Genomic DNA, 18,974 nt, shown 5'->3' with positions numbered 1-18,974 from the left:
CTCCTCATGGGACGCATCCGATTCAGCAGTCCGGGCTGGGACGAGGACACCGACCGGGGACCTGCGCCCGACCCCGACCGTGCCCGGTACTCCCGGGACGACGGGGCGAGGTTCACCGCGATCACGCTCACCTGCCTGTCGGTCCTCCCCGCGATCGTCCTCACGGCCGCGTTCTTCCTCGTGCGGCTCCCTCCGCTCGACCGCGACGACCAGCCCGACTGGACGGCGCCGCGCGCGGAGGTCCTGGCTCCGTGGCTGCTGCTGTTCCTGCTCCCACCGCTGGTCACGGGGCTGCTCGCCCGTCTGGTCGGCGGGCGGGACTCCTTCCACGGGTTCCTGCCGTCCGCCGCGGTCTGCCTCGTGGTGATGGCGCCGTTCCTCGGGCTCTCAGCCCTGTCGCTCCTCGGCTAGGCGCTGCCGCCCGGGAGCATCAGCATCGCGAATCCGGCGGTCGCAGCGGCCAGGACGACGCTGATCGGAACGGACCAGCGGGGCCGGTAGGCGCCGATGACGAGGGCGGCGAAGGCGAGGACCGCGCCGACCCCGACGACGGCGCACCACTGGAGGAAGGGCCACGCCGGCCCGGCGAGGCAGTCGATCGGCGGATCCTGGACCTCGAGGAATGTGCTGCGGTAGGTGCTCGCGCAGCCGGCGAGGAGCAGTCCGCTGACGGCGGCGCCGAGCCCGGCGAGCACACCGGCGACCACCCCTCCGATCGTTCCGACGAGGGCGAGCAGCGTCGCGACCGCGTCCGCGGCGGCCGCGCGATCGGGGCCGCCGGACCGTACGCCTCTCACGCCTGCAGGACCACCGCGCCGTAGTGGGTGCCGGCGCCCGTGCCCACCAGCAGCACCGACTCCCCCGGCTGCACGTCCGAGCGGTGCAGGGCCAGCGGGATCGCGCTGCCGATGGTGTTGCCGACCTCGCCGAGCGTGATCGTCATCCGGTCGCGACCCCAGAGGCGGGCCATGCCCTCGAGCCCGGCGGCGCTGGTCTGGTGCGGGACCACCCGGTCGATGCCGGGGAGCCCGCTCGAGAGGCCCGGCCGCACCTCCTCGAGGAACGCCGGGAAGTGCCGCAGCGCGTCGACGAGCAGCGCCTTGCCCTGCATATCGAAGCGGAAGTCGGCGAGCCGGTCGGGCGCCTCCTCGATGCGGATGCGCGAGCCGAAGCCGCGCAACTGCGCGTGGCGCACACCGCTCGGGCGGGTGCGGAAGTGCGTGGTGACCAGGCCCTGGCCCGGCGTCAGGGCGCGGCCGAGCACGACGGCGGCGGCCGCGTCGCCGAAGAGCAGGGCGCTCTCGGGCTGGCCCGGGTCGATGCCGCGGCTGCCGCAGTCGGTCGAGACGATGAGCACGGTATCGGCGCGACCCGTGGCGAGGAGGAACCCCGCCTCCTGCAGCGCGAAGAGGAACGACAGGCAGGTGGCGCCGACGCTGTACGCCGAGACGTCGTCCAGGCCGAGGCCCGCGGCGAGCAGTGCGCCTCCGTCCGGGATCGCCTGCAGCTGAGTGCCCGAGGCGTTGAGCACCACGTCGACCGTGTCGAGCCCGGCCGCCGCAAGCGCCCGGCGGGCGGCGAGCAGGCCGAGCTCCAGCGGGTCCTCGTCGTCGGTGACCCAGTGGCGGGTGCGCACGCCGGAGCGGCGCTCGGCCTCGTCGGCGGGCAGGCCGCAGAGCGCGGCGACCTCGGCGGTCGTGACGATCCGCTCGGGCAGCGCTTCGCCCGTGCCGAGGATGCGGAGCGGGAGGAGGTCGGGCACGCGGGCCCCTTCCTGCCCCGGGACGTGCGGAGCGAATCCCTGTATAGCGCGCCTCTGCACTTCTGCGTGCCGTGTCGGCGCGGTTTGACGGCACGGGCCCCCGCCGACACCATGGTCCCGGAGCGGGGGGACGGATGGATGCGCGCGGATTCTGGGTGGTCGTGCCCTTCCTCGACGAGGAGAAGCTGCTCGGTGGCGCCCTCGACGCGCTCGCCCGCCAGACCGATCCGGACTTCACCCTCCTGCTCGTCGACAACGGCAGCACCGACGGCTCGCGCGCCGTGATCGACGAGTTCCGCCGCCGGCGCCCGGAGCGGCAGGTCGCCGTGATCGACGAGGCGCAGAAGGGCACGGGAGCCGCCTCCGACACCGGCTTCCGCCACGCGATCGCCGAGGGCGCGACGGCCGTCGCCCGCACGGACGCCGACTGCCTGCCGAGCGCCGACTGGGTGGCGCGCCTCAAGGCCGACCTCCGCGGCGGCGCCCGCTTCGTCGGCGGCCGCCTGTCCCCGCGGCGGGACGAAGCCGTCTACCGCTGGTACGACGGCGTGCTCGGCACCGCGCTGATCCGCCTGATGGAGCACGCGCCGGGCGTCTTCTACCGCCGCCCCGGCCAGCGGTACCGGATGTTCATGGCCGCCGGCTGCAACCTCGCGATCGACGCCGCGCTGTACCTCCAGGTCGACGGCTTCCCGCGCTCGAGCATCGACGACACCGACGAGGACCTGGAGCTGCACCTCAAGGTCTGCCAGGTGATCGGGCGGAGCGAGGCGCTGCTCGACAAGCACGCGGTCGTGCTGATGTCGATCCGGAAGGGCAAGGCGCTCGGGTACCTGGGGATCCTGCTCTGGTACTGGGGCCGCAAGCGCGGGCTGGAGGTCGTCGATGTCCGATGAGCGCCGGCGCCGCGTGCTGATCACCGGGGCGACGGGCTTCCTCGGCGGCTACGCGGTGCGCGAGTTCCTGGCCGCGGGCGACGACGTGCTCGCCACCGGTCGCGCCCCCGAGGCGCTGGCGCGGTTGGAGGAGGAGGGCGCCACGATCCTCCGCGCCGACCTCGCCGAGCTGGGCGCGACGGACGTCGAGGCCGACGTGCTCGTGCACGCCGCGGCGCTCTCGAGCCCGTGGGGCACGTGGAGCGAGTTCGAGCGCGCGAACGTCGCGGGGACCGAGGCGATGATCGCGCTGGCCGAGCGCTGCGGGATCCGCCGCTTCGTCTTCGTCTCGTCGCCGAGCATCTACTCCGCCCGGCGCCACCAGTACCTGGTGCGGGAGGAGGAGGTCGACACCGGCAGCCGGATGAGCCTCTACATCCGCAGCAAGATCGAGGCCGAGAGGCTGCTGCAGGACGCGCACCGCGCCGGCCGGATCCCCGAGCTCGTGATCCTGCGCCCTCGCGGCCTGATCGGCGTCGGCGACCCCAGCCTCCTCCCCCGCTTCGTCGCCGCCAGTCGCCGCCGCGGCATCCCCCTCTTCGACGGCGGCCGGAACCCCGTCGACATCACCTGCGTCGAGAACGCCGCGCACGCGCTGGTGCTCGCCGCCGACGCTCCCGTCGCCGACGGCGGCGTCTACAACATCACCAACGGCGAGCCCGCTCCGCTCGGCGACCTCCTCGAGCGCTTCTTCGCCGCGATGGGCGAGGAGCCGCGCTTCATCCGCGTGGACCTGCGCGTGCTGACCGCGCTCGCCGAGATCCTGGAGCGGGTCTACCGGCTGCTGCCCGGCCGCGAGCCGCCGTTCACCCGCTACACCGTGGCGACCCTCGCCTACGCGCAGACCCTCGACATCTCGCGGGCGCGGACCGAGCTCGGCTACGAGCCGACCGTGCCGCTGGCCGAGGGCATCCGCCGGGTCGGCGAGCACCTGAGGGGGACGCGTGGCTGAGTCGTCGCTGCAGGTGATGGCGTGCGGGAGCACCGTCTTCCCGCTGTCCCGGGTGTTCCGCGGGAAGGGGCTCCCCCGCCGCGTCTTCCCCTCGAACGTCTTCCTCTACACGCACGCGAGCGGCCGGCGGGTGCTCGTGGACACGGGCTACCCGCCGACGTTCCGCGGGACGGGCCTCGTCGGACGGCTGTACGAGCAAATCCTGCCCGCGACGGTGCCGGGCGACGAGACCGTCGACCAGCGGCTGCTCGCCCTCGGCCTGACCCCGGCCGACGTGGAGTTCGTGGTGCTCACGCACCTGCACCCGGACCACGTGGGCGGTGTGCGCTGGTTCCCGGACGCGACGTTCGTGCTGTCGTCGGGCCAGGTCGCCTCCGTGCGGCGGAACCGCGTGCGCGAGGGGATCTTCCGCGCGCTGCTGCCGCCGTGGTTCGCGGCCGGGATCGTGGCGGACGAGCAGCCCGCGACGACGATCGCGGGGCTGACCGGATTCGACCTGTTCGGCGACGGGTCGCTGCTCGTGGTGCCGCTCCCGGGGCACGCACGCGGTCACCTGGGGGTGCTCGTCGAGGGTCGCGTGCTCGTGGCCGGAGACGCGGCGTGGGGGCGGGAGTTCCTCGGCTGGTCCGGGCGCCTGCGCCGGCTGCCGCGGTTCATCAGCGACGACGCGCGGGCGCACGAGCGGACGTCCGAGGTGCTCGAGCGTGTGGAGGCGGCGGGGGTGCGGCTGCGCTTCTCGCACGATGCGTATCCGGAGGGGGACGTGCGGCTGGGTGGGGCGGCACCCGTCGGCAGGAAGTCGCCGACCTGACGGCGGGACGGCTCGCGTCGTACCCTCTCGTCCATGACGGACTACGCCCGACCGGCAGTCGCGGACCGCGTCTTCATCGGCGAGGACGGCCGACCCATCCCCTACGGCACTCGCTGGCAGGGTGAGTCGCCTCCGGACGAGAGCTACTCCGTCACGAGAGATCTCGAGCGTTTCCAGCCGCTGCATACCGTCGCGGACGCCCTGCTCGAGCACCTCGAGCGCACCTACGACGTGACGGTCGAGGACGACCCGGCCCTGGCCTCACGAGGCGAAGCGGAGATCTCCTGGGCCGCCCGCGCCGTCCGCGTGACGCCGCGGTCGGTCGACGCCGCACCTCTGACGATCGTCTGGACCGTCTTCCCCGGCGTCCTCCTCCACGCCGGAGCACTGCACCGCTTCAACTACCCCGTCTGCGGCTGCGACGCCTGCGACGACGAGTGGACCGCCCTCGCGGACGACCTCGAGCGCACCGTCTTCGACGTCGTCGCGGGCCGCTACGAGGAGAGCATCGCCGCCGGGAAGGACGGCATCATCGTCGGCTACCGCATCGGGAGCGGCAGTGAGCTCGGCTGGTCGAGCGGCTACAGCAACGACGTCGGGGTGCATCACAGGATCGGCCACGACGGGCAGCAGCTGACCGCGCCCTTCAGTCGAGTGTGGGAGGCCTGGCCGAAACGCTGACGCCGCGGCCGGCAGACTCTCGCGAGGTCATCGACCCTGTCCGAGGAGTGGCGCGCCTGCCGCCTCGGGCCGCGAGATCTCGAGTTCCGACACTCGACCAGCCGCCGGTTGTCAGCGGGGCAGGTGCTCGTAGGGGACGCGGCGGCTCAGCCAGGCGAGCAGCCCGGCGGCGAGCGCCGCGATCGCGGCAGGGATGAGCAGCAGCCAGAGGGCCGAGGTCACGGCGACGAGGACGAGCGCCGCCGCGGCGACGCCGGCGCCGATCGCGAAGTTCCAGCGCACATCCGTCGCCACTCCGCCCTCAGGACGCGCCCACAGCACGACGAGGGCCGTCGCGATCGGCCCGAGCAGCAGCCCCAGCACGAACCAGCGCCAGCGCGAGCGGCCCTTCTGCTCGGCCAGACCGGCGGTGATGATCGCGAGTCCGAACCAGATCCAACCGGAGTCCTGGGTGAGTGTCATGCGTGGAGCCTAGGGCGCGGGCAGGATCGCCCCGGAGAGGTCGCCGGTCGGGAGCGTGGGCCCGCCGCCCGCGTCTCCCGCCCAGCGGTCCACGGCACGGCCGCTGACCTGGACCGCTACCCGGGCACCACCACGAAGGCGACCCCGACGACGACGCCCAGCACGAGAGCCACCGAGCCGAACCCGATCAGGAGGGCGAACGTCAGCGGACGGGTCTCCCGGAAGCTCATCGTGCCGGGGATCAGCTCGTTGATCTCGGCGGGGCTGAGCGTCTTCTCCGGGGCGGGCGGCGCCTCGATCTCCCGTTGGCGAGCGGCTCCGGTCAGGCGCGCCCACACGCTCCGGCCACCGGTGTGCACGCCACGCGCCGCCGGCGAGAGCGGTGTCGTCACGGCGGCGACGACGGCTCGCAGATCCTCGATCTCCCAGTCCGACCCGCGGAGCCGCAGCGACCGGCTCTCGTCCGACAGGAACAGGATGAGCGACGGGGGCAGGTCGATCCCCTCACTGTTGGGGCCGGCGGGCACCCATGCGAGCAGCGCCTTCACCGACGGGTCGGCGCGGTCGAAGGTCACGACCCTGCCTCGAGCGTCCGTGCACTCGATCGCCCGGTCCGAGATCCGGAGGGACGCGGTGGCGAGGAAGCGCCGGTTGCGGAGCGCCAGCACTCCGACGATCACCAGAGCCACCACGGTGGCGAAGCCGAACAGCCCGAGGTAGACGGCCAGCGCGGCACCGCGGTCGTCGGCGACGATGACCCCCCAGACGCTCCCCGCCAGCAGGACCAGCGCGGGGAGGACGGCGACGGGCCTCAGCCGTCGCGACTCGTTCTTCTGCCGGGCCCTCGAGGGCCGGAACCCGCGAACCGGCTCCGAGCGGTTCGTCCGTCGCCGCTTCATCAGGCGGACGCGACGGACGAAGAGCCGGTGCGGACGCGGTTCCAAAGAGGGTCGTCGAGACTGCGGCGCATGGCGTCAGGGTAGCGGTGGCGGTTGGTCGGGCCGCGCTCGCGACCGAGCCTCCGCGTGGTTCCAGCATCACGCGATCCTCTCGTGCCTACCTCTTCTTCGATGCCCCTCGCCCAGTCACCGGAGGGTGAGCGGACGCGGCGCGCCTGTCGGTCCGCGCGGGATGTCACCGCACGACAGGTCGACCTCTCCCGAGGTGCTGCCGCCGAGCACGATCATCCGAGCGAGGGCGCGTCCGGGTCGACAGACTGGGCTGGTGTCCTCACCGACGACGATCCGAGCAGTGCCGACCTCGGCCCGCCGTGAAGAGACGCGCCTCAGGTTCCGTCGCGCGGAGATCAGGGGAGCGCGAGGCCTCGCGGCCTTCCCCGGCGATCGGCCTCCTCAGGACGTCGCGTACAGGACCGCGCACTCGACGCACGCGCGACGCCGGGCGCGGCGGCAGCCCGCCGGGGGCCGAGCACCCTGACGCGATTCCCGCGCCGCCGGCCATACGACGCCCCCACTCGACGCCCACGTACCCACTCCAGACAGGACCCGCCATGACCTCCTCCCTCTCCCACCCGGCGAGCCGCTGGGCTCTCGACCACATGCCCCTCACCGCGCAGGCGGTCCGGGAGCTCGCTCCGGCGCTCTCCGGGAAGAAGCTGGCGATCTGCCTCCACGTCGAGCCCAAGACCGCCGCCCTCGTCTCGCTACTCGTCGAGGCCGGGATGGACATCGCTCTGACGGGCTCGCCCGGAACCACGAAGGACGACGTCGCCGACGACCTCCGCGCCCTCGGCGTGCACGTGCACACGAAGCAGAGCGACGGCGAGGCGGAGCACCTCCGCAACATCGAGAAGGTGCTCGAGCACGATCCCGATCTCACCCTCGACAACGGCGCCGACCTGACTCTCCGGCTCATCAACTCGGGCGTCCCGGACCACTACCTCGGCGGCACCGAGGAGACCACCACCGGCGGCATCCGCCTGCGGGAGAACAGCGCGACCCTCCCGCGACCGGTCGTCGTCATCAACGACTCCCCCCTCAAGCTGATCGTCGAGAACGAGTACGGGGTCGGCCAGAGCGTCGTCCAGGGCTTCATGAACGCCACGAACCTCATGATCCCGGGCACCCGCGCCGCGGTCATCGGCTACGGCCCGTGCGGGCGCGGGGTCGCCGACACCCTCTCGCAGCTCGGAGCGCGGGTCTCCGTCGCCGACGTCGACCCGATCCGCTCGCTGCAGGCGATCCTCCGCGGCCACCGCGTCGGACCCGTCGCCGACGTCCTCTCGGACGCGCAGTTCGTCTTCACCGCTACCGGAGCACCCGGCGTCATCGGCGCGGCGGAGATCGACGCGTTCGCCGACGGCGCCGTGATCGCCGGCGTCGGCCACTTCCCGTGGGAGATCGACGAGGACGCCCTCGCGGCCGCCACGGAGTCGACCACCGAGTTCGCCGACGGACAGCGCCGGCAGGGCATCCGACTGAAGAACGGCAAGCAGATCGTCCGCCTCGAGAACGGCCGGATGATCAACCTCACCGCCGCCGGCGGCAACCCGATCCAGGCGATGGACCTCGGCCTGACCCTGCAGGCCCGGAGCCTCGCCGCCGTCGTCACCGCGGACCTCGACGCCGCCGTGCAGCCCGTCCCGGCCGACGTCGAGCACCGCATCGCGACCGACCTCGTCGCCCTCCTCAGCCGCTGAGGGGCGAGCGACGGGCCTCGGCGGCGATCCGCGGGGCGGCGGCGGCGCACCTCAGAAGACGGCGATCGGATTGACCGGAACGCCGGTGAGCCCGAGCAGGCGCGGTGGGGCCACGCTGAGCAGGAACGACCAGCGGGACAGCTCGGCGCAGACCACGGCGAGCTGCTCCACGTCCGCACTGTCGATGAGGGGCATGCCCAGCCGTGCGAGCGCGATCATGTGCATCGGCATCGGCATCTCGGGATCGTGAGGGGGGAAGCTGTCGCCGACGTCCCCCGCGTAGAGCGCTACGCCCCGCTCGTGCATCCAGGTCACGGCGTCGACGGTCATGCCGGGGGCCTGCTCCTCCGAGTCCCAGGAGAAGCCCCACCCGCTGCGGACGACGAGCGCGTCGCCGGACTGCAGGGGGACGCCTCCCCGGCGCTCGGCCGCGTCGAGGTCGGCGGCGACGATCGCGTGCGCCGCCGGCAGCCTCCCCTGCGGCGCGAGGTCGAGGAGGACTCCGCGCGTGACGATGCCCTCGGCGAACGAGGAGGTGGATCCGTGCATCACTCCGCCGGCGGTGACGGCTTCGGCGAGAGGCCGGCCCGGGTAGACGACTCCGTCGTCGACGGGCAGGTGCGCGAACGCGTCCAGGTGGGTCATCGCCGGGTGGTGCGGAGTCACGATCAGCACCTCGGACATGCCCATCGGAGGGGTACCGGTGTAGAGGAGCGCCTGCTGCACCGGGGGCGACGGCGGAGCGGCGGGCGCGAAGGGGCCGCCCAGCATCGACGCGGGAGCCACGGGGAGGGCGAGCGAGACCCAGCGGCCGGTCCTCACCTCCTCCGCGGCACGTCGCCGTGCGGCGTCGTCGATGAGGGTGAGCGTGCCGAGCTCGTCCTCCGCGCCCCATCGGCCTCGGTCGTCGGGGAGCTGCGTGCCGGTCATGGGATGTCCTGTCGGATCGATGTGGTCCGGGGTGTGGTGCACACTCCAGGGAGGGGACTGCAGAAGCAGGTCCCTGCAGGCTAGCTCGTGAAGCAGGTTCCTGTTTCTTTGAATCACCCGGGAGGGATGTCGGCGTGGACGACGACGAGGGACTCGAGGCCGTCCTCGGCTGGAACGCGGTCAAGGTCGCGCGGATCATCGGCGCGCGCATCACCGCCGGGCTCGCGGAGCACGACGTGAGCCTGGTGCAGTTCGGCGTCCTCTCCTGCCTCACCGGCGGAGCGCAGCTGACCTCGGCCGAGATCGCCCGCGCGGTCTTCGTCCGCCCGCAGACGATGTCCGAGGTCCTCGACGGCATGGAGCGGCGAGGGCTGATCGAGCGTGTCGGAGTCCGCGGGAAGGGCCGACGCACACCCATCCGTACGACCGCCGACGGGGAGCGCGTCCTCACCGCGGCGCGCGCGGTCGCGCTCGCGACCAACGACCTCAGCGACGTCGGCCTGAGCGCCCCCGCCGCCCAGCAGCTGAACGACCTCCTGCTCACCGTCATCCGGAACGCCGAGGAGCCGACGGGAGCCGGGTTCGGGTCCTGACGAGGTCGAAGCCGGGCTTCGGAGCATCGCCGACGCAGGACCTCGTCCAGACGGTGTTCACAACGAAGGATGGATCTGCTCCAGGACCCCGCGATCCGCGCGGAACGGGCACCGGAGCCTCATCCTTCCTCCGTCGTGAACAGGATCAGCCGAGCGGGGCCGACGAAGGACGTCCGCCCGGGCGCCCTCTTCCGGACGTGGCCGGAAGAGGGCGTTGCCCACGGCGCTCGCAGCTGTCACGGTCGCAGGGCGGCCGACGACGGCCGACCCGACCGGAAGAACCCATGCGCCTCCGAAGCACTGTCCGCCCGCTCGCGCTCCTCACCGGCGCCCTCCTCCTCGGGACCGGCCTCGCCGCCCTCGACGGGCCGCTCACCGGCACCGCGGCCGCGGCTCACGCGGCCGACGCTCCTGTCGCGGGCGGGCGCGTCGTGGGCTGGGGATACGACGAGGACGGTCGGGCGAGCGCCCCCGAGGATCTGACCGACGCCGTCTCCATCGCGGCCGGCCAGTACTACGGCGTCGCGGCGAGGAGCGACGGCACAGTGGCCGTCTGGGGTGACAATCTCGAGGGCGGCCCCATCCCGGCGGACGACCTCCGCGGCGTCGCGGCCGTCTCCCCCGATCTGGCGCTTCTCGAGGACGGCACCGTCGCGCCGCTCTTCCCCCCGGAGGACCGGTACACCGAGCCACCGGCGGGGCTGAGCGGCGTCACCGCGATCGACTCGAGCGGCACCCACAGCGTCGCGCTCCGCGACGACGGGACAGTGGCGATCTGGGGATACGACCAGGGGCGAGTGCTGGAGGCGCCTCCCGGTCTGGACGACGTCGTGGCGATCTCCGCCGCGTCCTTCCACACCCTCGCCGTCACGAGAGACGGCAGCGTCGTGAGCTGGGGCTACGACGGCCCCGACGACATCTTCGCGGGCTACTCCGACATCGTCGCGGTCGCGGCGGGACGGACCCACGACCTCGCCGTCCGCGCCGACGGCAGCGTCGTCGCCGAGGGGAGCGACAGGGACGGAGAGAGCGACGTCCCCGCCGGGCTGACCGGTGTCGTCGCGGTCGCCGCCGGGTACGGGCACAGCGTGGCGCTCCGCGAGGACGGCACCGTCGCCGCCTGGGGCGACGACGGTGCCGGCCAGTCCACGGTTCCCGCAGGACTGAAGGGGGTCACCTCGATCGACGCCGGCTACGGCTTCACCCTCGCCACCGGGACCCGTCCCGTCCTCACGGCTGCCGCGCCTCCCACGGCGACGGTCGGCACTCCGTTCTCCTTCGCCTTCGGAGGGGATGCGCGCCTCGCGGACCACACCCTCGCCAGCGGGACGCTCCCGCCCGGACTGACCCTGACTCCCGAGGGGTTCGTGACGGGCACGCCCGCAGAACCCGGAACCTCCGACTTCACCGTCACCGCGACCAACTCCTTCGGAACGACCACCACCGCCTCCCGGCGGATCACCGTCGAGGCCGCCCCGCCTGCACCCGTCGCGCCGACGATCAGCGGAACCGTCGCAGCCGGCGTCGTCGGCTCGGCCTACGACTTCACCTACGCGGTCGCGGGAACTCCGGCGCCCGTCGTGACCGTGTCGTCGGGCGCCCTGCCGCCGGGTCTCACCCTCGATCCGACGGGGCGCCTCACCGGCACTCCGACCAGGACCGGCGCCTACGTCTTCACCGTGCAGGCCGCCAGCACCGCCGGAACCGCGACCGCGCAGAGCACTCTCACCGTGTCCCCTGCGTCCGCGACCGCGAAGGCCGACCTTCGCGTCGACGTCTCCGCTCCGACCACCGCGGTGAAGGGGAGGACGTTCACGTACACGCTCATCACGAGTAACGCCGGACCCTCCGCGTCGACGTCCGTCTACTCGAAGGTGATCCTCCCGCCGGGGGTGCGGTTCGTCTCCGCGACGGGGAAGCACACCCGCATCGGCAGCGTCGTGGTCTTCCAGCGCTCCAGCCTCGGCAACGGGCGGACATCCACCGAGAAGATCACCGTCACGGCCGTGAGCGCAGGCACGGGCACAGCGCTCGCAACCACCTTCTCCGTGAGGACTCCGGATCCGTCGATCCGCAGCAACGCCGACACCGCTGCCACCACCGTCCGCTGAGGAGGGTCGGGCGGGCGACGAGACCCTCCCGCCCGTCCTCGGGCATCACGCCGGGCGCAGCCAGTCCGTGATCGCGCCGACGACCTGGTCGAGGTGGGACTCGAGCAGGAAGTGCCCGCCGTCGACGAGCTCGATGCGCGCGTGAGGGGCGTCGCGGAGGAACGCCTGGGCGCCGGCGGGGGCGAAGATCTCGTCGTTCCGGCCCCAGACGGCGAGGACGGGCACTCCGGACTCACGGATCCACGCCTGCACGGCGGGGTACAGGGCGCGGTTGGTGGCGTAGTCGCGGAAGAGGGCCAGCTGCACGTCGTCCTGGCCGGGGCGGGCGAGGAGCGCGAGGTCGTGCTCCCAGGCATCCGGGTCGACGGTGCTGGAGTCGGGGACACCGTGGGTGTACTGCCACTCGACGGCCTCCCGGCCGAGAGCCGGCCGGAGGGCGTCGCGCGTCTCGTCGGTCCGCTCGGCGGCGTCGGCCCAGATCGGGTCCCAGAAGCCGGGCACGAAGCCCTCCTCGTAGGCGTTGCCGTTCTGCGAGATCACGGCGACGACCGCGGACGGATCGGCGAGGGCGAGGCGCCAGCCGACGGGGGCGCCGTAGTCCTGCACGTAGATCGTGTACCGGGTCACCCCGATGGTCTCGAGGAAGCGGCCGGTCACCGCGGTCAGGGCGGCGAACGTGTAGTCGAAGTCGTCGACGGAGGGCGCGGACGAGCGTCCGAAGCCGATGTGGTCGGGGGCGATGACGCGGTAGTGGCCGGCGAGGGCGGGGAGGAGGTGGCGGAACATGTGCGAGCTGCTCGGGTACCCGTGCAGCAGCAGGAGGACGGGCGCGTCGACGGGCCCGGCCTCCCGCCAGAAGACGTCGAGTCCGTCGACGGACACGGTGCGGTGATGGACGACGACCATGGCTAACCCCTAAAATTAGATTTACTGGTTAGCCGGACGCTAGCATGGATCGAACGGGCCGCACGGCGCGGGAGGACGGGGAGCGATGGATCGGGACGAGGAGCTGCTCCTGGCGGTGCTGAACAGCGCGCCGGTGGTGGACGGACGGCCGACGGACGACCTCGGCGACACGTCCGGTCGCGGGCTCGCCCGGCGGTGGGGCGGAGCCGGCACCGAGGACGAGCTCGAGCGGCTGCGCCGCGCCCGCGACGCGCTCCAGGCCGTCGTGCGCTCGGGCGCGCCCGCGGCCGTCGCGGAGCTCGCGGACCTGGTCGCGCACGCCGTGCGCACTCCGCGCGTCACCGGTGAGGGCGTCGTGTGGGAGCTGAGCGCTCCCGAGCCGGATCGACTCGCGGTGGAGTCGGTCCTCGCCTGGTCCGCTGTGAACGCCCGGTTCCCCGGGCGGCTCCGCGCCTGCGCGAACGACGAGTGCAACCTCTTCCTCCTCGACCGCAGCCGCCCCGGCACCGCCAAGTGGTGCTCGATGGCGACGTGCGGCAACCGGATGAAGGCCCGCGCGCACGCGAGCCGGTCGCGGGACTGAGGGCGACCGGGCGGCGGGGATCCCGCTTCAGCCTCCCGCGCGGCGTCCGGCGACGACAGCCGGCGTGCCACCGACCCCCTGAGTACGCTCGGGCCATGCAGCGCACGGCGGGCGGAGTCGTCATCGAGGTCGTCCACGCGAGGACCGGTGACGCGACCCGGACGCCCGGCGGCCCGATCCAGCTGTGGACGATCACCCTGTCCGGAGCAGGCATCGATCACACCGCGACGGTCGGCGTCGTCGGCACGTCGACGGAGCCGGACGACGACGTGTTCGCCACCGTTCTCGACGTGGCTGTAGTGGAGTACGTCCCCGCGTCAGAGGACCCGCGCGAGACTCCTGCGTTCCGCGCGTGGAAGCGGGACCACGCGGCCGGACTGCAGCAGCTCGTGGCGGCGCTTCGAGCGACGGGCAGCTGACTCCTGCCGGCCCCTCCGCCGCCGCCCCGCACTCCGCTCACGGCAGCAGGATCACCTTGCCGTCGAGCGTCCGGGACTCGGCGAGCTCCATCGCCTCGACGATCCCGGTGAGCGGGAAGCGGGCGGCGATGTTCGCCGTGAGGGAGCCGTCGGCGAGGAGTCCGAGCACGCGGCCGAGGTCCTCCTCGAGTCGCGCCCGGAAGCGCGCGGGCCGCAGCGAGTGGCCGGCCCAGAGGTCGTAGAAGACTGCGCGCCGGCCGTTGGGGGCGAGCTGGTAGGCCTGGATCCGCGCGAGCTGGCGGAGGAACGGGGGCCAGATGCTGCCGGTGCTCGCACTGACGATCGCGTACGCGACGAGGGTGCCGCCGGGCGCGAGCAGCGACCACGCCAGCCGGGTCGTCGCTCCGCCGACGTTGTCGAAGACGGCCTGCACTCCGCCGGGAGCGAGCTCGCGCACGCGAGCGGCGAGGTCGGGATCGGCGTAGTCGACGGGCTCCACTCCGGCCGCTCGGAGGGCCTCGTGGTGGCGGGGCGAGGCGGCGCCGATCACGCGGATCCCCTCGAGGCGGGCGAGGCGGTGCACGAGGCCGCCGACTCCGCCGTTCGCGCCGAACAGGAGGATCGTGTCGCCGCGGGAGACCCGGGCCGAGCGGTGCAGCATCTGCCACGCCGTCACTCCGTTGACCACGACGGCCTCGGCGTCCTCCGACGCGACCGCGTCGGGGACGAGAACGCAGTCGCGGGCGGCGACACGGGCGTGCCCGGTCCAGCCGCCGGTCTTGGTGAGCGCGGCGACGCGGCGGCCCTCGAGCGACGCGTCGCCGCCGGGGCCGACCGCGAGGACCCGGCCGACGAGGTCGTAGCCGGGCGTGAAGGGGAACGGCGGCTGGGCGAAGTAGCGGCCGCGGCGCATCGACTGCTCGGCGAACGAGATGCCGGTGGCCTCGACGGCGACGAGCAGCTCGCCGGCCGCGGGCGGCTCGACCGGCGCCTGCTCGAGGAGCAGTCCGGACGGCTCGACGATCCCGGGGAGGACGACGCGGGTGGTGGTGCGGGGAAGGGTGGTGGACATGAGGGGCTCCTGGAGGTTGTGGTGAGTGACTGGACAGTCACAATCGCGGACACGAAAGGGGAGGGTGGTGAAGAGGAGGAGAAGGAGGAGGGGAAGGAGAAGAGGGCAGACGAGAGGACCGCGGGCTCAGTCGCGGTGCCGGATGCCGTCGGAGACGATGCGGGCCCACTCGGAGTCGACGCCGCCGAGGTCGGTCTGCACGATCAGGTGGCAGAGCTGCCCGTAGGCGACGAAGCGCTGCACGGCCGGGCCGTCGGCTCCGGAGACGACGGTGACCGTTCGGACGACCGCGGAGATCCCGCGGCGCACTGCCTCGCGGATCTCGGGGACCTCGCACGCGCTCTGCGCCTGTGACTGCAGCATGATCAGGTCACGGTCGGCGATCAGGTCGATGTAGGCGACGGTCATCGCCTCGAGCCGGTCGGCCGGGTCCGAGGAGGGCGAGGCCTCCCCCGCCGCCGCGAGCGTGGACGCCACCTGCTCGTAGCAGCGGTCGACCGCGGCGACGAAGACGCCGAGCTTGCCCAGGAACAGGCGGAAGACGTAGGCGGGCGAGACGCCGGCCTCGGCCGCGACCTCGGTGATCGGAGTCGCGGCGTAGCCGGTGCGCGCGAACACGTGGAGCGCCGCCGCGGTGATCCGCTCGCGCTGCGCCTCGGCGGTGGAGCGGGAGGAGGGGGAAGGCATGTGACTGATCGAACACTTACTTCGCTCGCCTGTCAAGAGCGGCTGCCGGACGAGTCGACACGCGGGCCGGATCAGGAGCCCCGACGACTCCGTCAGCAGTACCGACGCAGGCCTGCCGGCCAGGAGGGGCGCGCGCCGCTCCGGAGCTCGAGCGCGCCTCCTCCGCCCTGCCGAAAATGGTTCGGCTACCGTCCGTGGCGGGCCGAGATCCTCGGTCCGCCACCCGAGGAGGGATCGCCCATGCACGATTCGACCGAGGCTGCCGTCGTCAAGAGGGTCCTGGAGGACGAGATCCTCGAGAACTACGCCTCCGTGGTGGACGTGGTCCGGACCTGGATCGAGAGCCCCAACAGCGTCTGCATCGTCTACCGGCGCCGTCTCGACGGCGACCATCTGATCGGTCAGCGCTTCAGCTTCCCACCGCACGCCGCGAACGACGATCCCGTCTCGACGGGAGTCGATGCGGCGCTGAACACGGCCGAGCCCCTCGGCGCGCCCCTGGAACGCGCGCGGCTCGCGGACGGGGTCTTCTGGTTCGCGATACCGCCGACCGACGCACTGCCCTCCATCCCCGACGGGCCGTCAGCACCGAGCCGGGACTGAGCGACGGCGGCGAGCTCGACCGGGCACCCCCCCCTACCCCGCACCCCCATACCGCCCCTAGGTTGGGGGGACCCGCATCGCCGACCGCGCACCACTGAGTTCCGATGGAGGAACGCCATGGCCACGACACCCGTGCTCCGCAGGATCGCGATCGCGCTGGTCGCGGTCGTCGCAGTGGGAGTGGCGGGTGCCGCACCGGCGTCCGCCCTCGACAGGCCCGTCTCCGGATACCTGAAGGACAGCGGGCTCACGCCCGAGAAGATCCGCGACTTCCTCGGCGGACCCCTCATCTCGCCCTCGACGCAGGTGGGCTACGGCGGAGCGGTCTCGAGCGTCGACGCGAACGCGAGCCGCGTGGGAATGGAGGTGCTGAAGCGCGGCGGCAACGCAGCTGACGCCGCTGTCGCCACGGCCGCCGCCCTCGGCGTGAGTGAGCCCTACAGCGCCGGCATCGGCGGAGGCGGGTACTTCGTCTACTTCGACAAGGCCTCCGGCGAGGTCAGCACCATCGACGGACGCGAGACAGCGCCGGCCGGGATCACCTCGGACGCGTTCCTCGACCCCGCGACCGGAGCCCCGTACCCGTTCACCCCGGACCTCGTCTCCTCCGGCGTCGCGGTCGGCGTGCCCGGCACGGTGGCGACCTGGGACACCGCGGTCGACCGCTTCGGCACCCTGCCGCTCCCCGTCGTGCTGGCGCCCTCGATCGCGCTCGCGGCGAAGGGCTTCCGGGTGGACGAGACCTTCCGCAACCAGACGCTCGACAACCTCGAGCGGTTCCAGGCGTTCCCCGACACGGCCGAGCTCTTCCTCCCCGGTGGGGACGCGCCGAAGGTGGGCAGCACCTTCCGCAACCTCGACCTCGCGAAGACGCTGACCTCCATCGCCGTCCACGGGCCGGACGCGTTCTACGAGGGCGCGCTGGCCGCCGAGATCGCCGACACGGTCCAGAACCCGCGGATAGCCGAGGGGTCGGACCTCCCCGCCCCGGCCGGCACGATGACCGCCGCCGACCTCGCTGCGTACTCGGTCGCCGAGCAGGCGCCGACCCGCGTCTCCTACCGAGGACTCGACGTCTACGGGATGGCGCCCTCCTCCTCCGGCGGGATCGCGGTCGGCGAGGCCCTCAACATCCTCGAGAACCACGACCTCGCGGCCGAGGACACGGGCAGCGCCCTGCACCTCTACCTCGAGGCGTCCGCCCGCGCCTTCGCCGACCGCGGCGCCTACGTCGGCGACCCGGCCTTCGTCGACGTGCCCACCGAGACGCTCCTCAGCCAGGAGTTCGCGGACTCGCGGGACTGCACGATCGACCCGGCGACCGCCTCCGTCCGCCCGGTCGCGCCCGGCGCTCTCGACGGCTCGGGATGCGCGACCGCCCCCGCCGCGGAGGAGTCGGACACCGAGAACATCTCCACCACCCACCTCTCGGTCGTCGACAAGTGGGGCAACGCCGCCTCCTACACGCTGACCATCGAGCAGACCGGCGGCTCGGCGATGACCGTCCCCGGCCGCGGCTTCCTCCTCAACAACGAGATGACCGACTTCTCCCCCACCTTCGTCGACGGGGACCCGAACCGGATCGAGCCGGGCAAGCGCCCGCGCTCGTCGATGTCGCCGACGATCGTGCTCGACGGCGGGGACGTGCGGTTCGTCGTCGGCTCGCCGGGCGGATCCACGATCATCACGACGGTCCTGCAGACCCTGGTCAATCGCATCGACCTCGGCATGACGCTCCCCGAGGCGGTGGCAGCGCCCCGCGCCTCCCAGCGCAACGGCGCGACGACCTCCGCCGAGCCCGAGTTCATCGAGGCGTACGCCGACGACCTCGCTCCCTTCGGCCAGCAGCTGGTCCCCTCGGGCGACACCTTCACCTCGGCCGCGCAGATCGGCGCGGTGGCCGCCATCGAGGTCGACCCCTCCGGCCGGATGACCGCGGTCGCCGAACCGGTGCGGCGCGGCGGCGGCGTCGGGCTGGTGGTCCGGCCCGAGAAGTGACGCCCCGGAGCCTCCGCGGCGCGCTGAGAGGGACCGCCGGCCGGCCGCTCCTCTCGCCCGGGAGCGGTCCTCCGCGGGAAGGGGGCGTCTGCGACACTGGGGAGATGTCGTCGTCGCGCCCGCTGCGCACCCTCCGGGGTGTCGTCGCGGCGACGGTGGCGACGCTCGTCGCGCTGTTCTCGCACGTGGCCGGCGGCGGCCAGATCCCGGGTCCGCTCGGTGTCGCGATGCCGCTCGTCCTGTCGGTCCTGGTGTGCGTGGCGCTCGCCGGGCGCAGGCTCTCCCTGGTCCGCCTGGCGGTCTCGGTCGGAGTCAGCCAGTTCCTGTTCCACACGCTCTTCACGATCGGGACCTTCACGGGGCCGGTCGATGCGCCGATGGTGCACGCGCACCACGGTGCCGTGATCGACGTCAGCGCGGCGATGACGCACAGCGGGATGACCGGCTCCTCGATGTGGGCGGCGCACCTCGTCGCCGCCGTCGCGACGACCGCGGCGCTCCACCGCGGCGAGTCCCTCCTCGTCAGGGTCGCCGCGACGACGAGCCACCTCGTCACCCGCCTGGTGCGGGTCCTGCCGACTCCGGTGGCCGCTCCTCGACCCGCGCGACGCTCCTCCTTCGAGCTGCGCGACGTGCTCCCCCTCGCCTCGGGCGTCTTCCCCCAGGCGGCGCTGCGGCGCGGCCCCCCTCTGCAGCCCGCCTCCTGATCATCGACGCGAGCCGCGGCGAGGACCTCCCCGGAGGTCCCCGCGGCGTCTGACCGACCCGTCTCCTCCCCCGCAGGGGTCTCCGAGGGACGCCGGCCGGTCG

General features: G+C 73.0%; 21 protein-coding genes. 13 read left to right on the top strand and 8 right to left on the bottom strand.

The features are described 5' to 3' along the window. Positions 1 to 6: 6 nt before the first annotated feature. A complete protein-coding gene (locus C5C39_RS10175; RefSeq protein ID WP_104353312.1) occupies positions 7 to 411 on the top strand; it encodes a hypothetical protein in 405 nt (134 codons plus the stop codon). On the opposite strand, the gene C5C39_RS10170 is transcribed toward C5C39_RS10175, so the two are convergent. Both C5C39_RS10170 and C5C39_RS10165 read right to left on the bottom strand, forming a co-directional pair. Next, the gene (locus C5C39_RS10170; RefSeq protein WP_104353311.1) at positions 408 to 797 is read right to left on the bottom strand and encodes a hypothetical protein; all 390 of its coding nucleotides are present in this window, start codon (positions 795 to 797) and stop codon (positions 408 to 410) included. The two genes, C5C39_RS10175 and C5C39_RS10170, sit on opposite strands and share 4 nt — an antisense overlap. Further along, the gene (locus C5C39_RS10165) at positions 794 to 1,762 is read right to left on the bottom strand and encodes a 3-oxoacyl-ACP synthase III family protein (RefSeq protein WP_104353310.1); all 969 of its coding nucleotides are present in this window, start codon (positions 1,760 to 1,762) and stop codon (positions 794 to 796) included. Before C5C39_RS10165 ends, C5C39_RS10170 begins: the two co-directional genes overlap by 4 nt. 134 nt (positions 1,763 to 1,896) lie before the next feature. Between C5C39_RS10165 and C5C39_RS10160 the strand changes: the two genes are divergently transcribed. From C5C39_RS10160 to C5C39_RS17500, 4 genes are read left to right on the top strand one after another with little or no spacing between them, the layout of a single operon-like run. Further along, positions 1,897 to 2,658, top strand: a complete 762-nt coding sequence (locus tag C5C39_RS10160; RefSeq protein ID WP_104353309.1) for a glycosyltransferase — start codon at positions 1,897 to 1,899, stop codon at positions 2,656 to 2,658. Next, positions 2,648 to 3,649 carry an NAD(P)-dependent oxidoreductase gene (locus C5C39_RS10155; protein ID WP_104353308.1) on the top strand — a complete coding sequence of 334 codons (1,002 nt, stop codon included), beginning with the start codon at positions 2,648 to 2,650 and terminating at the stop codon, positions 3,647 to 3,649. Before C5C39_RS10160 ends, C5C39_RS10155 begins: the two co-directional genes overlap by 11 nt. Next, on the top strand, positions 3,642 to 4,460 hold the full coding sequence (locus C5C39_RS10150) for an MBL fold metallo-hydrolase (protein WP_104353307.1): 819 nt from the start codon (positions 3,642 to 3,644) through the stop codon (positions 4,458 to 4,460). Before C5C39_RS10155 ends, C5C39_RS10150 begins: the two co-directional genes overlap by 8 nt. Before the next feature lie 33 nt (positions 4,461 to 4,493). Beyond that, the gene (locus tag C5C39_RS17500; protein ID WP_181136367.1) at positions 4,494 to 5,141 is read left to right on the top strand and encodes a DUF6226 family protein; all 648 of its coding nucleotides are present in this window, start codon (positions 4,494 to 4,496) and stop codon (positions 5,139 to 5,141) included. Positions 5,142 to 5,252: 111 nt separating this feature from the next. On the opposite strand, the gene C5C39_RS10140 is transcribed toward C5C39_RS17500, so the two are convergent. Then, positions 5,253 to 5,603: a hypothetical protein gene (locus tag C5C39_RS10140; RefSeq protein ID WP_104353306.1), complete on the bottom strand. Its 351-nt coding sequence runs from the start codon at positions 5,601 to 5,603 to the stop codon at positions 5,253 to 5,255. A gap of 116 nt (positions 5,604 to 5,719) precedes the next feature. Beyond that, positions 5,720 to 6,502, bottom strand: a complete 783-nt coding sequence (locus tag C5C39_RS10135) for a hypothetical protein (RefSeq protein WP_146083917.1) — start codon at positions 6,500 to 6,502, stop codon at positions 5,720 to 5,722. A gap of 611 nt (positions 6,503 to 7,113) precedes the next feature. Between C5C39_RS10135 and C5C39_RS10130 the strand changes: the two genes are divergently transcribed. Further along, entirely contained in the window at positions 7,114 to 8,262 is a 1,149-nt protein-coding gene (locus C5C39_RS10130) for an adenosylhomocysteinase (RefSeq protein ID WP_104353304.1), read from the top strand. A 51-nt stretch (positions 8,263 to 8,313) separates the two neighbouring features. Here the strand turns inward: C5C39_RS10130 and C5C39_RS10125 are convergent, their stop codons facing one another. Continuing rightward, positions 8,314 to 9,192: a cyclase family protein gene (locus C5C39_RS10125; RefSeq protein ID WP_104353303.1), complete on the bottom strand. Its 879-nt coding sequence runs from the start codon at positions 9,190 to 9,192 to the stop codon at positions 8,314 to 8,316. Positions 9,193 to 9,326: 134 nt separating this feature from the next. Between C5C39_RS10125 and C5C39_RS10120 the strand changes: the two genes are divergently transcribed. Continuing rightward, complete coding sequence (locus C5C39_RS10120; RefSeq protein WP_104282929.1) at positions 9,327 to 9,785, top strand: MarR family winged helix-turn-helix transcriptional regulator; 459 nt, start codon at positions 9,327 to 9,329, stop codon at positions 9,783 to 9,785. Positions 9,786 to 10,069: 284 nt separating this feature from the next. After that, positions 10,070 to 11,896, top strand: a complete 1,827-nt coding sequence (locus C5C39_RS10110) for a putative Ig domain-containing protein (RefSeq protein WP_104353301.1) — start codon at positions 10,070 to 10,072, stop codon at positions 11,894 to 11,896. Between the two features lie 45 nt (positions 11,897 to 11,941). On the opposite strand, the gene C5C39_RS10105 is transcribed toward C5C39_RS10110, so the two are convergent. Continuing rightward, entirely contained in the window at positions 11,942 to 12,802 is an 861-nt protein-coding gene (locus C5C39_RS10105) for an alpha/beta fold hydrolase (protein WP_104353300.1), read from the bottom strand. Positions 12,803 to 12,887: 85 nt separating this feature from the next. Between C5C39_RS10105 and C5C39_RS10100 the strand changes: the two genes are divergently transcribed. Together C5C39_RS10100 and C5C39_RS10095 are read left to right on the top strand one after the other, a co-directional pair. Then, a complete protein-coding gene (locus tag C5C39_RS10100; protein ID WP_104269812.1) occupies positions 12,888 to 13,385 on the top strand; it encodes a CGNR zinc finger domain-containing protein in 498 nt (165 codons plus the stop codon). 95 nt (positions 13,386 to 13,480) lie between these two features. Next, positions 13,481 to 13,804 (top strand): hypothetical protein, encoded by a 324-nt coding sequence (locus tag C5C39_RS10095; RefSeq protein ID WP_104353299.1) that lies wholly within the window; start codon positions 13,481 to 13,483, stop codon positions 13,802 to 13,804. Between the two features lie 37 nt (positions 13,805 to 13,841). On the opposite strand, the gene C5C39_RS10090 is transcribed toward C5C39_RS10095, so the two are convergent. Together C5C39_RS10090 and C5C39_RS10085 are read right to left on the bottom strand one after the other, a co-directional pair. Continuing rightward, positions 13,842 to 14,876 (bottom strand): medium chain dehydrogenase/reductase family protein, encoded by a 1,035-nt coding sequence (locus tag C5C39_RS10090; RefSeq protein WP_104308490.1) that lies wholly within the window; start codon positions 14,874 to 14,876, stop codon positions 13,842 to 13,844. A gap of 126 nt (positions 14,877 to 15,002) precedes the next feature. Continuing rightward, positions 15,003 to 15,563, bottom strand: coding sequence for a TetR/AcrR family transcriptional regulator (locus tag C5C39_RS10085; protein WP_104353298.1), 561 nt, complete (start codon positions 15,561 to 15,563; stop codon positions 15,003 to 15,005). A gap of 240 nt (positions 15,564 to 15,803) precedes the next feature. On the opposite strand from C5C39_RS10085, the gene C5C39_RS10080 reads away from it, so the two are divergent. The 3 genes from C5C39_RS10080 (at position 15,804) to C5C39_RS10070 (ending at position 18,871) form a co-directional block, all read left to right on the top strand. Next, entirely contained in the window at positions 15,804 to 16,166 is a 363-nt protein-coding gene (locus tag C5C39_RS10080) for a hypothetical protein (protein WP_104353297.1), read from the top strand. Between the two features lie 117 nt (positions 16,167 to 16,283). Continuing rightward, entirely contained in the window at positions 16,284 to 18,164 is a 1,881-nt protein-coding gene (gene ggt, locus C5C39_RS10075; RefSeq protein ID WP_104250437.1) for a gamma-glutamyltransferase, read from the top strand. A gap of 104 nt (positions 18,165 to 18,268) precedes the next feature. Further along, a complete protein-coding gene (locus C5C39_RS10070; RefSeq protein ID WP_104353296.1) occupies positions 18,269 to 18,871 on the top strand; it encodes a hypothetical protein in 603 nt (200 codons plus the stop codon). Positions 18,872 to 18,974 lie beyond the last annotated feature (103 nt).

This window comes from Rathayibacter sp. AY1F3 (assembly GCF_002931975.1).
GTDB lineage: Bacteria > Actinomycetota > Actinomycetes > Actinomycetales > Microbacteriaceae > Rathayibacter.
This window is presented reverse-complemented; position numbering and strand designations above follow the sequence as displayed.